The organism is Natrinema longum, assembly GCF_017352095.1.
GTDB classification, from domain to species: Archaea; Halobacteriota; Halobacteria; order Halobacteriales; family Natrialbaceae; genus Natrinema; species Natrinema longum.
Window position 1 is genome coordinate 149,825 of the sequence record NZ_CP071463.1, and the last position, 14,001, is coordinate 163,825.

Annotated in this window: 11 protein-coding genes and 1 pseudogene; 7 read left to right on the top strand and 5 right to left on the bottom strand. The window is 65.3% G+C overall.

Annotated features, from left to right (window positions below):
• Window position 1: 1 nt before the first annotated feature.
• Entirely contained in the window at window positions 2-283 is a 282-nt protein-coding gene (gene srp19, locus J0X27_RS00725) for a signal recognition particle subunit SRP19 (protein ID WP_207270599.1), read from the bottom strand.
• A 105-nt stretch (window positions 284-388) separates the two neighbouring features.
• Window positions 389-1,483 carry a PGF-CTERM-anchored ABC transporter substrate-binding protein gene (locus J0X27_RS00730; RefSeq protein WP_207270600.1) on the bottom strand — a complete coding sequence of 365 codons (1,095 nt, stop codon included), beginning with the start codon at window positions 1,481-1,483 and terminating at the stop codon, window positions 389-391.
• Between the two features lie 60 nt (window positions 1,484-1,543).
• Here J0X27_RS00730 and btuC point away from each other — a divergent pair, with 60 nt between their 5' ends.
• From btuC to gatE, 3 genes and pseudogenes are all read left to right on the top strand, one after another.
• The gene (btuC, locus tag J0X27_RS00735) at window positions 1,544-2,641 is read left to right on the top strand and encodes a vitamin B12 ABC transporter permease BtuC (protein ID WP_207270601.1); all 1,098 of its coding nucleotides are present in this window, start codon (window positions 1,544-1,546) and stop codon (window positions 2,639-2,641) included.
• A 128-nt stretch (window positions 2,642-2,769) separates the two neighbouring features.
• Window positions 2,770-3,987, top strand: a pseudogene (locus J0X27_RS00740) (ATP-binding cassette domain-containing protein); the annotation flags it as partial.
• A 133-nt stretch (window positions 3,988-4,120) separates the two neighbouring features.
• The gene (gene gatE, locus J0X27_RS00745; protein WP_207270603.1) at window positions 4,121-5,989 is read left to right on the top strand and encodes a Glu-tRNA(Gln) amidotransferase subunit GatE; all 1,869 of its coding nucleotides are present in this window, start codon (window positions 4,121-4,123) and stop codon (window positions 5,987-5,989) included.
• Window positions 5,990-6,019: 30 nt separating this feature from the next.
• Here gatE and J0X27_RS00750 read toward each other — a convergent pair whose 3' ends face one another.
• Complete coding sequence (locus tag J0X27_RS00750) at window positions 6,020-6,502, bottom strand: Lrp/AsnC family transcriptional regulator (protein ID WP_207270604.1); 483 nt, start codon at window positions 6,500-6,502, stop codon at window positions 6,020-6,022.
• A 180-nt stretch (window positions 6,503-6,682) separates the two neighbouring features.
• On the opposite strand from J0X27_RS00750, the gene J0X27_RS00755 reads away from it, so the two are divergent.
• Both J0X27_RS00755 and J0X27_RS00760 read left to right on the top strand, forming a co-directional pair.
• A complete protein-coding gene (locus tag J0X27_RS00755) occupies window positions 6,683-7,633 on the top strand; it encodes a DMT family transporter (RefSeq protein ID WP_207270605.1) in 951 nt (316 codons plus the stop codon).
• Window positions 7,634-7,766: 133 nt separating this feature from the next.
• Window positions 7,767-8,465, top strand: coding sequence for an HTH domain-containing protein (locus tag J0X27_RS00760; protein ID WP_207270606.1), 699 nt, complete (start codon window positions 7,767-7,769; stop codon window positions 8,463-8,465).
• Between the two features lie 13 nt (window positions 8,466-8,478).
• On the opposite strand, the gene J0X27_RS00765 is transcribed toward J0X27_RS00760, so the two are convergent.
• On the bottom strand, window positions 8,479-9,528 hold the full coding sequence (locus tag J0X27_RS00765) for a hypothetical protein (protein ID WP_207270607.1): 1,050 nt from the start codon (window positions 9,526-9,528) through the stop codon (window positions 8,479-8,481).
• Between the two features lie 84 nt (window positions 9,529-9,612).
• On the bottom strand, window positions 9,613-10,374 hold the full coding sequence (locus J0X27_RS00770; RefSeq protein WP_207270608.1) for an RNA methyltransferase: 762 nt from the start codon (window positions 10,372-10,374) through the stop codon (window positions 9,613-9,615).
• A 950-nt stretch (window positions 10,375-11,324) separates the two neighbouring features.
• Here J0X27_RS00770 and J0X27_RS00775 point away from each other — a divergent pair.
• Window positions 11,325-12,554 carry a Cdc6/Cdc18 family protein gene (locus J0X27_RS00775; protein WP_207270609.1) on the top strand — a complete coding sequence of 410 codons (1,230 nt, stop codon included), beginning with the start codon at window positions 11,325-11,327 and terminating at the stop codon, window positions 12,552-12,554.
• Window positions 12,555-12,762: 208 nt separating this feature from the next.
• A complete protein-coding gene (locus J0X27_RS00780) occupies window positions 12,763-13,983 on the top strand; it encodes an AMP-binding protein (RefSeq protein WP_207270610.1) in 1,221 nt (406 codons plus the stop codon).
• Window positions 13,984-14,001 lie beyond the last annotated feature (18 nt).

Here is a 14,001-nt window from a genome sequence, read left to right on the forward strand (position 1 = left end):
GTTACTCACGCATCGCGACGACGTACGCCGCGACGGCCTGGACGAGGTCGTTTTTCGTCGAGTCGTCGGCTCCGCGGACGACGACCCGGCCCCGGTCGGCCCACGGCTCCCGCGAGTAGGCTTTGTCCCGCTCGATCGTGGCGTCGTACCCGATCTGCTGGATGGCCTTCGCGATTTCGTCGACCGTCGGTTCCTCGACTGCCAGATCCTCGGCCACGCGCCGGCCCTCGGCCCGCGAGAGGTCCGCATCGAGATAGGCGGGCCAGATGACGTTCTCGACCATGCACTTGCCTGAGAGGTCCGGCGAGTAAACCCTTTTCAAAACGATACGTCGGAGCGAGACGGGAGATCGTACCGAGGAAATCGGGGCCGACGGCGAAATACGGAATTAACGTCGCCGCGCAACGAAACCGGTAGCAGCCACCAGCGCGACCACAGCGGCGGCGACGCCGAAGCCGGGCATGCTCTCGCCGCTCGCCCCGTCACCACTCCCGTCGGTCCCCGTGTCGCCCTCGTCAGCGGACTCCGTACCGCCCTCGTCGGCCGCCTCGAGTTCCGCGCTCGCCTGCTCGTAGGCCTCGGGATGGACCGTTTCGACGATGTCGACGATCGCGTAGACGACCTGCGGTGCGGGCTGGCTGATGTGATTCGCGTTGACGGCGTGGACGTTGCCTTCTTGGGACGCTGTCGTCGCCTCGATGGTCTCGTGGATCGGCGGCTCGTCCCTGTCGTCGGGGTAGATGATCCACTCGGGGTTCTCGGCGACGACCGTTTCGGGGTTGATCTGCCCGTAGGACGCGATCCCCTCGCGTTCGGCGACGTTTTCGACGCCGCCCGTCGTGAGGACTTCGTGGATGAACGTCTCCGCTCCGGCAGTATAACCGTCACCCATCGCGTAGTACGCCAGCGGTCGCTCCTCGTCCTCGAGCGTCCGGTCGACGATCTCGAGTTGCTCGTCCATCCAGTCGACCGTTTCCTCGGCCCCGTCGCACTCGCCGGTGAGTTGGCCGACCGTCCGGACGTTGTCGCGAACGTCGTCGATCGATCCGGCATCGTCGAGGTGGTAGACGGTGAGCCCGGCGTTGCGGAGTTGCTCGACGTTTTGGCCGTCCGTCGCGTTGGCGGCCAGGACGAGATCGGGGTCGAGATCGATCACCCGCTCGGGAACGAGCTGGTAGGTGTCGGTGACTGGCGTTCGATCGCCGAGTGGCAGATCGCTCGTCGCCGGGTTGTCGGGCATGCCGACGAGCCGATCCTCGGCACCGATTTCGAACACCGTCTGGGCGTCGCTGGGCTGGAGCGCCACGACCGAGTCGGGTGCCTCCTCGAGCGTAATCGTCTCGCCCGTGGCGTCGGTTACCTCGAGTGGGAACTCACAGTCGACGGTCGATTCCGCGCCGCCGTTCGACTGCCCGGCTGCAACGGGAGCGAACGCCGAGACGGCGATCAGGATGGCCAAGAGAACGGGTCGGTATCGTCGCATCGCTCCAACCTCCACCCCACTTCAACAAATATTTGCCTACTGCAAGATTGGTTGCTGAGTATGTACCGACCGGCCCGAACGGCGGCGTGGTCGGCAGCACTGCTCGTCGTGCTCGTCGTCGTCGTGCTCGCCAGCGCCGCACTCGGCCCGGTCAGGATCGACCTCGTGACGGTCGCGATGGCGATGTTGAACGCGATCGTCGTCCCCGCGGGTGTGACGGTCGACAGCGTTTCGGTTCCCGTCTTCGGCCTCTCCGTTCCGGTTCCGGCACTCGAGTACGCCGCGATCTTTTCGTTCGACGTGCCGGCGACCCGCCAGATCATCGTCGAGCGGGTTCGGCTCCCCCGAATCGCGCTCGCGGCGACGGTCGGGCTCGCACTCGCCACAGCGGGGACGGTGATGCAGGGGTTCTTTCGAAATCCGCTCGCGGACCCGTCGATCATTGGGGTGTCCGCCGGTGCCGCCGCGGGCGCGGTCGCCGCGATCGCGTTTCCGGCGCTGCTCCCGTTCGGTGGGCTCCACCTCTCGGCGTTCGTCGGCGCGCTCGGAACCGCGTTTCTCGTCTACGCGATCGCGACCGACGGCGGTCGGACGCCGGTCGCGACGCTGTTGCTGGCCGGCGTCGCGGTCCAGGCCTTCCTCGGCGCGCTGATCTCCTACATGCTCGTCCACAGCGGCGACTCGCTGCGGGAAGCCGTCTTCTGGATGATGGGCCATCTCAACAACAGCCAGTGGAGCGACGTGGCGTTCGCCCTCCCGATCACGCTGGTCGGTGTCCTCGTCTTGTGTGCGTTCAGACGGGAGTTGAACGTCCTCCTGCTCGGCGAAGAGGACGCACACCACCTCGGCATCGAGGTCGAACGCACCAAACTGCTCTTGCTCGCGCTCGCGAGCGTCATTACCGCCGCCGGCGTCGCGGTCGCGGGCATCATCGGCTTCGTCGGGCTCGTCGTCCCACACGTCATGCGGCTCATCGTCGGACCGGATCATCGAATCCTGTTGCCGACCAGCGCGCTCGCCGGCGCGTCGTTCCTGGTCGCGACCGACACGATCGCCCGGACCGGCCCCGCCGTCGTCCCGGTCGGAATCATCACGGCGGCGCTTGGCGCTCCGTTCTTCCTCTTCTTGCTCACCCGACGGGAGGTGCAATCGCTATGACGGGACCCGACCGGACCCCCGCCGAACGCTCGCCGGATACCGATGCCCGTTCGGCTCCCGGCCCGACGACAGTTACGATCGACGACTGCTCGCTCGCGTTCGGCGATCTCTCGGTGCTCGAGGGGATCTCCCTCACGATCGATCCCGGCGAGTTCGTCGGTATCATCGGACCCAACGGGGCCGGAAAGACCACGCTGTTGCGGGCGATCAGCGGCGCGCTCGAGCCCGACTCGGGAACGGTACGGATCGACGGCGTCGACGTTCACGGCGTCTCCTCGCGAGCCTCGAGTCGGCTCGTCTCCGTCGTGCCCCAGGACACGTCGCTCTCGTTTTCCTTCCCGGTCCGCGACGTCGTCGAGATGGGACGGCATCCACACCGCTCCCGGTTCTCCTCGCCGGGACCCGAAGACCGCGCCGCGGTCGAGCGCGCCCTCGAGCGGACCCGCACGGCCGAGTTTGCCGGCCGGCCGATCGACGAGATCAGCGGGGGCCAGCGACAGCGCGTCGTGCTCGCGCGCGCGATCGCCCAGGAAACGCCGGCCATGGTGCTCGACGAACCGACGGCGAGTCTCGATATCAATCATCAGGTCGAAACCCTCGAACTCGTCCGCGAACTGGTCGCGGAGGGACGGACCGTGGTCGCGGCGATTCACGATCTGGACCTGGCTGCCCGGTACTGCGATCGCCTCGTACTGCTCGCCGACGGAGCCGTTTCGAGGGACGGCTCGCCGTCGAACGTGTTGACCGGCGACGCGCTTGCCGACTCGTTCGACGCGAACGCAGTCGTGACGCCGAACCCGGTGACGGGAACCGAAACGGTGACCGCGTTCGCGGCCGACCGCGGGACGGAGGCGCTCCCGAATCGCGTGCACGTCCTCGGCTCCGGCTCCGCCGCTGCCGGCGTCCTCGCCCGGCTCGAAGCGGCCGGGGTCGACCCATCGGTCGGCCCGGTCTCGAGCGGCGACGCCGCGGCCGAGACGGCTCGATCGCTCGGCGTCGACATCGTCGAAACCGAACCGTTCGCGCCGCTCTCGTCGGCGGAACGGGACAGCGTCGAGACGCTGATTCGGGACGCCGGCGTGACGGTCCTCGCCGATTTCGTGGTCGGAGCCGGGACCCAGGCGCTTCTCGAGACCCTCGACGGGTCGGAGTCGCTCGTCCTGATCGAAACGCGGCCCTTCGCCGACCGGAATTTCGCCGGCGGGGCCGCTCGAGAACGCTACGAGGCCTATCGCGAGCGAGCGATCGAGGTGCCAGGGAGTCGCGTGCTCGAGGGGGTGACGGCGGCAGGCAGGAGCCGCTCGCGCTCGCAGTCGTCGACGTCGATCGATTCGACCGACGGCTGAGACGGTCACCCGTCCGTCTGGTGTGGGACCGACCGAGTCGGTGCCGGTCGACGCGGAGCGGGACTCCCGACGGAACGGGGTCGGCGAGGCGGACTGGACGGTTTTTTACCCCTCCGCCACCGAGTGGCCGCCAATGACCGAGTACGATTACGAGGCCCTCGGACTCGTCGCCGGGCTGGAGATCCACCAGCAACTCGATACGGCGACGAAGCTATTCTGCCAGTGTCCGACCGAACTCCGCGACCCCGACGCGTCGACGCGTCGGTTTACGCGCTACCTCCACCCCACCCGGAGCGAACTGGGCGAACTCGACGACGCCGCCGTCGAGGAGAGCAGAGTCGACCGCGAGTTCGAGTACCTGGCCTACGACACGACCTGTCTCGTCGAGGAGGACGACGAGCCGCCCCACGAACTCGACGAGGAGGCCCTCGAGACGACCCTCGAGGTCGCCCAGCTGATGGACATGAAGCCGGTCGATCAGGCCCACGTCATGCGCAAGATCGTCGTCGACGGCTCGAACACGACGGGCTTCCAGCGCTCGTCGCTGATCGCCACCGACGGCGAGATCGAGACCAGCGAGGGGACCGTCGGGATCGAAGACATGCTCCTCGAGGAGGAGAGCGCCCAGCGCGTCGCAGAAACCGACGACGGGGTGCGCTACAGCCTCGATCGGTTGGGGATTCCGCTCGTCGAGATCGGGACGAGTCCGGACATCTCCTCGCCCGAACAGGCCCTCGAGGCGGCCGAACGGATCGGCATGTTGCTGCGCTCGACGGGCAAGGTCAAGCGTGGACTGGGGACGATCCGTCAGGACGTCAACGTCTCCATCGAGGACGGCGCTCGCGTCGAGATCAAAGGCGTCCAGAGCCTCGACGACATCGACGACATCGTGCGCAACGAGGTCGCCCGACAGGCCGAACTGGTCGAGATCCGGGACGAACTCGCGGATCGCGATGCCTCGGTCGGGGACGTAGAGGACGTGACCGAGGTCTTCGAGGACACCGACAGCGGCGTCATTGCGGGGGCACTGAACGCCGGTGGGTCCGTCACGGCGGTCCCGCTGTATGGCTTCGACGGGATCGTGGGTCGCGAGATCGCCCCCGACCGCCGGCTCGGGACCGAACTCTCGGATCACGCGAAACGCCACGGCGCGGGCGGGATCTTCCACACCGACGAACTACCTGCATACGGGGTCACGGAGGACGAGGTCGCGGCCCTGCGCGATGCGGTCGGAGCCGGTCCCGAGGACGCCGTCGCGATCGTCGCCGCCGAGACCGAGATCGCGGAATCCGCCATCGAGGCCGCCGCGGAGCGCGCGGAAACCGCACTCGAGGCCGTTCCGGAGGAGACCCGCGGCGCGAACGACGACGGGACGACCCGCTACCTGCGACCGCTGCCCGGCGCGGCGCGGATGTACCCCGAGACGGACGTGCCGCCCGTGGAGCCGGATCCGAGCGAGGTTCCCGAACCGGAACTGCTGACCGAAAAGGTCGAGCGCTACCAGGAGGAGTACGATCTCGGCGAGGGGCTGGCCGAGCAGGTCGCCTACGGCAAGTACATGCCCCTGTTCGAGGACGTCGTGGCCGAGGGGATCGATCCGACGCTGGCCGCGACGACGCTCGAGTCGACGCTGACGGAACTTCGCCGGGACGACGTGCCCGTCGAGAATCTGACCGACGAACACCTCAACGGCGTCCTCGAGATGGTCGAAGACGGCGACCTCCCCAACGAGGGCGTGGGGGATCTGCTGACGGCGCTGGCGGAAGCGCCGGACCGAGCCCCCGAAGAAGCGGCCGAAGAGGAAGGTCTCGGCGGTGCCGACGAGGGGGAGGTTCGCGAGGCCGTCGTCGAAGTCGTCGAACGAAACGGGAGTCAGGTCGAAGAAGAGGGCATGCAGGCCTTCTCGGGGCTCATGGGCGAGTGCATGGGTGCGCTGCGCGGGAAGGCCGACGGCGATCTCGTGAGCGAACTCCTGCGCGAGGAAATTCGGAAGCGAGCGTAACGCCGGTCCCGATCGGGCTGGGACCGATTTTCACTCGTCAGTCAGTTCCTCGAGCAGCGTCTCTAACTCGTAGCTCTGGAGCGCGTCCCGTTCTTCGATCGCCGAGATGACGAACGTCGAGTCGGTCCGTTCGACGCCCTCGAGTTGTTCGAACTCGGCGATCAGGCGTTCGACCATGCCGCTGTCGCTCAGGCGCGCGACGACGATGAAGTCCGTCTCACCCATCGTGAAGTAGACGTTCGTGACCCCCTCGACGGTCAGGAGCCGATCCGCGAACGTCTCGTAGGAGCCCTGGTAGTCCGCGTGAACCTCGATCAGGACGGTGACGCCAAGCCCGAGTGCCTCGAGATCGATCTCGTAGCGGTCGTTCTCGATGATTCCCTCCTCCCGGAGGTTGTTGAGACGATAGTGGATCGTCGAGATCGGAATGTCGGTCGCCTCGTGGAGCCGTTCGGGACTCCCGGTCTCGAGTTCGGCGATCGCCTTGAGGAGGCGCACGTCGCGTTCGTCCATAGGACGAGGTTCGACCCCGACGGACATGTGTTTTCCGACCGATGTAATTGGATTTTTCTCCAACGAGAGCTCGTTTAGCGGTGGCAGATTCGAAATACGTTCATATGTGTGGTTTTTAGTTCTCAAAACGCCGCTCGATTGTAGAAGGATCTAAATACGGCCGCGATTTTCGAATGGAGTATGAGATCATTCGATTCGGTTCCAGATGGGTACCGCGAAGCGGTACTCTTTTCGATACTCGCACTGTGCTGGGGGAGTTCGTTCGTCGCGATCGAGATCGGACTCGAGTACGTTCCGCCGCTCCTGTTCGCCGGCTTTCGGTACGCGATCGCGGGTGCGATCGTCTTCGGATACGCGGCCGTGGTGAACGATCGGGTTCGGCCGGCTGGTCGGGGCGAATGGGCGGCCGTTGCCGTCGCCGGCACGTTCGTCATCGCGCTCTATCACGGACTGTTGTATCTCGGCGAACTGTACGTTTCGGGCGCGGTCGCGGCAACGATCGTCAGCACGGCCCCGATCCTGACGGCGGGGTTCGCCGGCGTGGTGCTCCCGGAGGAGCGGCTGGCACCCGCCGGGATCGCGGGCTTCGTTCTCGGTCTGGTGGGCGTGATCGCCGTCGTCCAGCCGTCGTCGGCCGCGCTCGGGAGCGACGTGACCGTCGGCGCTGCCCTCGTGTTCGGCTCGGCCGTCGCGTTCGCACTCGGGAGCGTCCTCGTCCGCCCGATCGACTCGGCGCTACCGATCGAGACGCTCCAGGCGTGGGCGATGCTCATCGGGGCCGGCGTGTTGCTCGGCTGGGCGTTCCTGCGCGGGGAGTCGGTCGCGGCGATCGAACTGACGTCGGCGACGGTGCTCTCGTTTAGCTACCTGACGCTCGTCTCCGGCGTGTTCGCGTTCTTCCTCTACTTCGAACTGCTCGAGCGAACCGGCGCAACGCAGGTCATCCTCGTCAGCTACGCCGAGCCGGTGGTCGCGATGGGGGTGAGCTGGGTCGCGCTGGGATATCTCGTCGATTCGCTCACGCTGGTCGGCCTGGTGACGATCCTCGCGGGTTTCGTCATGATCAAACGCGAGGCGCTACGGTCCGTGCTTCGCTCGGCTCTCGGAGGGGCGTCCTCCACGACTCCGTGATCGGCCCAATCGCGAGCTGGCGGTACTGTTTCGCCACCTTCCCGACGGTTCGGTCGGTCCCGGGCCCGTCCCGGCTCATATATGCGCCGTCAAAAACATTTATTAGCACACACGTTGCCCGACCACCTGACTGATGACTATGCAGAGAGAAACTGAACACACGTCCCTTACTGCGGTGTGTTACGTGCGCGCACCGCTGTTGCTCGAGCCGGTCGACACACAAGTCGAGACGCTCCAGGCCTGCGAGTCGGACGGGGCGATCGACGAGCTATTGCTTCGGAGCTGGCCCAAGGAGGTCGCGCTGTCCGAGGAGAGTCCCCACCAGGAGGTCCTCGCGAACTACGAGCGATTCGTCCGGTGGGCCGACGAGCGCGGCGTCAGCGTCCGGCCGCCGTTCCGGGAGCGCTCGACGACCTCGCAGGTCACCGGCGAGACCAGAGACCGGCTCGTGACGCCGTTGCTGTGTCTCGAACTCTACGCCGACGACGAGCTGGTCGGCGTGTTCCCCCACTCGACGGAGACCACCGACGAAACGTATACGACCGACGAGGCGATCGCTACGCTCCGAACCGGGGAGATCCCGACCGCGCTGGGCTCGGTCGGCGACGCGGAGCCCCTCGAGTTGCCGCCCTCGGCGACCTGTCCCGACTGTGGCGGGCTACTGGTCGATGGACAGGGGCTGTTCGGCTGTAGCGACTGTGGCTGGATCGGGACTGTCACCGAATACGGACGGTTCGCGACGCAGCCGGAACCCGCCCCGAAAGACCGCGACCAGTCGGGAACGGACTCCCAAGAGACGGACTCGGGTCCCGCGAAACCGAGCCGAAAGTAGACGGCGACGGCGGCTACTCGCGGGCGAATTCGCCGCCGTACTCGGCATCGATTTCGACCGTCGAACCGTCGGTACCGAACTCGACCGTTTCGGCCTCCGTTCCGAGCGCCGACTCGAGTCGCTCCTCGTCGACGAGGTCGTCGCTGTCGTAGCTGACGACGGCGTGTGCGGTTGCGCTCCCGTCGCCCGGAACCGAGAGCTGTTGGTGGACGCCGGAGGCACCCTCGAAGGGCGCGAACTCGAACTGTAAGCTGTCCTCGTCGCTCGCCTGATCGTCCGACAGCGTTTCCGAGTCGAATTCGTCGGCATCGGTGTACAGACAGCACGTTATGCCGTCGTTCTCGCCGCGCCGAAGCAGCCGATCGAAGCCGTCGTCGGCCTCGTGGTTCGGTTCCCGCTGCCCCGCTGCCGTCGCAACCGTTCGCTCGACGATCGTGACCGGATCGGTCGATGAATCGCCGTCGCTGGGATACGAGTAGGCGTACACGTCGTCCGCGATCCCGACGACCTCGTCGCTCCCGCTGTCGGCGTACACTGCGTACCCCTCCGCGTCGGTCTCGAGGGCGTAGCCCGCGGCCTCGAGATCCGTCGCGACCCCCTCGCGGTCGTACGATCCGACGAGCGCGTAGACGCCGTCAGCGTAAACGAACTGTTCCGCACCGTCGGCCGTCTCGTTGTTATCGTTGTACGCGTCGAATCCGGCCGAGGAACCGAGCTGGGTGAGCCCGAACGAGCACAGAAGGGCGACGACGACGGGGTTGCCGACGAGCGGATCGGTCGGTTCCGCGCCCGCCTGAGCGCCCTGGTCCTCGAGCAGGGTGCTCATCGTCTCGACGTCGATCGCTCCGAAAAAGTACTCCGAGCGATCGGTCGTCGGGAGGATCGAGGCGTACGACGGGAGGGTGCCGTCGATCGAGTCGGTCGACTCTCCATCGCCGTTGGTACCGTTTCCGTCACCAGTCGTGTTCGAGCCGTTCCCGTCGGACGCGTCGGAACAGCCGGCGAGGAATGCCAGTCCACCACTCAGGAGAGACAGTGCGCTCCGTCGACGAAGTGTCGTCATCTCGTGGTCGTGGTTACTGCGGACGTATTACTGTACTGGCCGGCGAGCGGGCCTGTGTTGCGGAAGTTGACAGTTCGCGTGGCATCAGTCTTCGGCCGGCCGTTCCGTCGCCCGGCGGAGGAGACCCAACAGCGTGTTCGCCTCGCGTTCCGTCAGATCGGCCCGGCCGTACACGCGGCGGAGCATGCGCATCGTCTTGTCGCGTTTCTCCTCGGGATGATTGATCTCCTCGAGGAGCGCGGCCCACTGATCGTACAGGCGGTCGACCGTCCGTTCGGGGGCCCGAACGCGCTCTACGTCGGGGAGTTGTGTCTCCTCGAGCGTCAGCGACCGGAGTTCGTAGAGCGTGACGGTGGCGGCCTGTCCGAGGTTGAGCACCGGATAGTCGGCGCTGGCGGGAATCGAGCAGATCTCGTCGATCCGGGCGAGTTCCTCGTTGGTCAGCCCGACGCGTTCGCGGCCGAAGACGAGTGCGGTCGGTGCCTCGACGGTCGGGAGCCGCTCGGCCAGATCGGCGGGCGTCGAGTAGGGAAACCGCATGTGGCTGCGATCGTCCTCGTTCGTCACTGCCGTACAGCCGATCGTGTGGTACGCGTCGGCGAGTCGATCGAACTCGATCTCCTCGGCGTTCGGGAGGACGTCCTCTCGAGCGTGGCCGGCGAACCCGTATGCCTCGCCGTCGGGGTCGAGGTCGGGCGGATCGACGAGCAGGAGATCCGTGAAGCCGAAGTTCTTCATCGCGCGGGCGATGGTGCCGACGTTGCCGGGCGATTGCGCGTCGACGACGGCAACGGCTGGGGCCGTTCGACTCGTGACGCCATCGGTCTCGGACGAGTCGTCGCTCATTGGGTTTTCGACGGGATCGAGAGTCGGTGCGTGTCGGTTCGCGTGTCGTCGGTTCGATGTCGACGCCGTCGATAGCGATCAGCCGGGACGGGGACGACGTGATGGAGATCGTTCATAACGGGAGTGCAGAGCGGGAGCGCAAAAAAGAGCGCGTTCGGCGGCTGCATCGTTCTTTGTAACTGTCTTGTTCGTGATCTAGTATATAGATACTAGAACGTTACTAGACTAGAACTAAACTAGTCTAGACTAGATCTCCAGATCTTACCACGGGTCAAAGCGAGTCACGGACCGACGGCGGAGACGGATTTCTGGACCGTCGTCGCACTGGGTTCGGTGACATCGGCCGGGTGGGTAGGGGAGACACACCCCCGTCGCGTTTGTAAGCCGAACTACGTGTGGGGCCTCTGTTTCACAACACACCCGTCCCGCGGATGTAAATCAGGCTTCGAGAGCGATTCTGCTCCCGAAAAACCCGATATTCTCGTCACCCACCCCCGTCCTTTCACCGTTACAAACGCGACGGGGGTGTGCCCCCATCCGGGAGCACCGAACCAGTCGCTGGCCGCATTCTCGAGTCGGTTTACGCCGACTTCGTGGAAGCGAGCCCTCGGTGACGGAACGAGCGGCCGATCCGAGTATCGGACACCACAACCGTCCGACCGGCCCGAACAGGGGGAACTTACATCCGCGATGGGGGTGTCCGGCTCGAGTCCGGCCCGCTCGGCGGGTATACCGTCGGACGACAGGCCGTTGCCGCCCGCTCACGTCTCGAGTGTGACGGCGTGTGACCGTCGTGGCCGGCACTATTAGAAACGCGAGACGGGCGTCGAGGACTAGCAGCAGTGACACAGCCGTTGTCACCGACTCGAGTCCCTCTGACGGTGTATTTACATCCGCGATCGATCCCCACATCTTTATTTTAATCGAGTTGAAAGGGGCGGGGTACCGCAATGTCCGCCAACGACGATCGAGACCCGCTCTTTCGGTACGACGATCCGGTCTTCGCCGACGAGCGCCTGCTCGAGATCACGCACCTGCCCGGTCCGGATCGGATCGTCGGTCGTGACGAGCAGATGCAACGGGTTGCGGACGCCCTGAACCCGGCGATCTTCGGGAGCGAACCCAACCACCTGTTTATCTTCGGCAAGACCGGAACCGGCAAATCGCTCATCTCGCGATCGGTCACCCAGCGGGTGATCACCGAGGCCGAGCACGACGATATCACGGTCAAGTACGCCTTCATCGACTGTGGCGAACAGAACACGGAAGCCTCCATCGTCAAGACGATCGCCCAGATCGTCAACGAACCCGACGCGAGCGGGGTCACCGTCCCCGATCGGGGCCTCGGAACCGGTGACTACTACAAGCGCCTCTGGCAGGCTATCGATCACTGTACCGACGTCACCATCGTCATCTTGGACGAGATCGACATGCTCGAGGACGACGAAGTACTCCGCAAGCTCTCTCGAGCCGGCGAGAACCGACGGATTTCCGACTCGAGTATCGGTATCATCGGCATCTCGAACAAGATCGACTTCCCGGACCACCTCTCCGAACGCGTCAAGTCGAGCCTCTCGCGGGACGAACTCGTCTTCTCGCCGTACGATGCCAACCAACTCGTCGAGATCCTCGAGAAGCGCCGCGACGCCTTCCACGACGGCGTCCTCTCCGACGACGTCATCCCGCTGACCGCCGCCCTCGCCGCCCAGGAACACGGCGACGCGCGCAAGGCGATCGACATCCTCCGGAACGCGGGTCGCATCGCGAAGAAGCGAAACGACACGCGGGTCACCGCGGATCACGTCCGTGACGCCAAGGAGAAGACCGAGGCCGACCGGTTCAACGAGTTGATCGAGGGCTCTCCCCAGCAGGCCAAGGCGATCCTCTACTCGCTGACGATCCTGACCGAAAACAGCTCCGAAAAGGAGTTCCCCACGAAGATCATCTACAACCAGTACAAGGAGGTCGCCCGCCGGCTCGATTTCGACGTGCTCTCCGAGCGCCGCGTTCAGGAGATCCTTCAGGAACAGAACTTCCTCAACGTCATCCAGTCCGAGCGCGAGGGACGTGGCCGCGGTCGCGGCGCACACGCGAAACACCGGCTGCTCGAGAACCCCTCGATCGTCAAGAAGGTCCTCCTGCGGGATTCCCGGTTGGCCGTCCTCGAGGACGAGGGGTGACGGGGTGCTCGGGCGAATCACTCCCGTGCGGTCGGGGGGTAAACCCCGTCGTGCACCGTTGATAGTTTAGTACTTTCTATTATAGCGCCCACTCTTTCTAAAACACTATTTTATGTGTTTTCCAACCGCATAACAAAACAAACGGCTGCATAGTCGCGGCAGTAGTGAACTTTTATAAACATCGTGTCCGATCTACAATTATCAGTCAATGACGAACTTCGTACGGGAATTACAATCGGCAGCGATGACGAACACGACGGCGACGGCGGTGGAGTGCGACGAACCGGTGACGTTTTCGCAGCTCTGGTCTGCGACGGACTCGTTTGCGGGCGGCCTTCAAGACAGTGAGCTCACTGCCGGCGACAGGGTTACCGTCCACCTCTCCGATCCACGCTCGTTTCTCATCGCAGTTTACGGGACGCTCAGAGCCGGCTGTGTCCCCGTTACGATTCCGGAAGCGTCCGAGAATCGGGACGTCAAACGCGTCGTGGCTGAAACCGAACCGAAGGCCCACGTCGCCGATTCGGGCCGCATCATGGCGCTTCTGAACGGTAGCGAATCGTTGCGCCTCGCCGTTATCGTCGACGACGAGGTACGGCTGGGGGTGTCGCTGTCGACGTTTCTCGAGAACGACGGCATGAACGGCTCGAACTCCCGCACCGGGATCGACGTCGTCCGCCGTGCCGACGACTCGCCGGGCCTGATCGCGTCCCTCGAACGCGATGCTCCTGACCCACTCGCCGTCGTCTACACGCACGCGTCCTTGCGAGCTGCTGCCAACGTCGGAACGACGCTGGGGCCAACCGAATCGGACGGCGAGCTCGAGTCACACCGCAGCGCGCTGTCGCTCTCGAACCCGATCGAACTCATGTACGGGGCGAACGCGACACTTACCGACGGCGGAAGCTATCATCCGATCCCGGACCCGGATCCGGAAACGATCCGTTCGTTGCTCGTGACGACCGATATCGAGCGGACGTTCGTGACTCCACAGCAGTACCGGGCGCTCCGAGCGAGCGACCCGTCCGTCGACGAAGGCGAACTCCGTGTCGTCACGCCGCTCTCGACCGCGCTCGATACCGAGGTCCGTGACGGTGGCGATGCCGTTCGTCTCTGTGTGCTGCCGGAAATCGGCGTCTCGCACGTCAGATCGCCTGTCGACGTCGAAGCGGGACGGCTCGGACGGTCGCTGCCGGGGGTTCGGGCGTGCGTTCTCGAGGAAGGGGGCAGCGACGAACTCGCCGTGAGTGGGCCGGCACTCATGGATGGCTATTTCGACCGCCCCGTACTGACCGACGAGACGGTCACGACGATCGACGGGGACCGCTGGATCGAGACCGGTCTCTCCGTCCAGTCCCGGGACGGGACTATCGACCTCGGGGAGCGAGCGGAAACGGGACGGACGCTTCCGTCGGACGAACGCCCGTGAAACGCAACTCGCGGACAG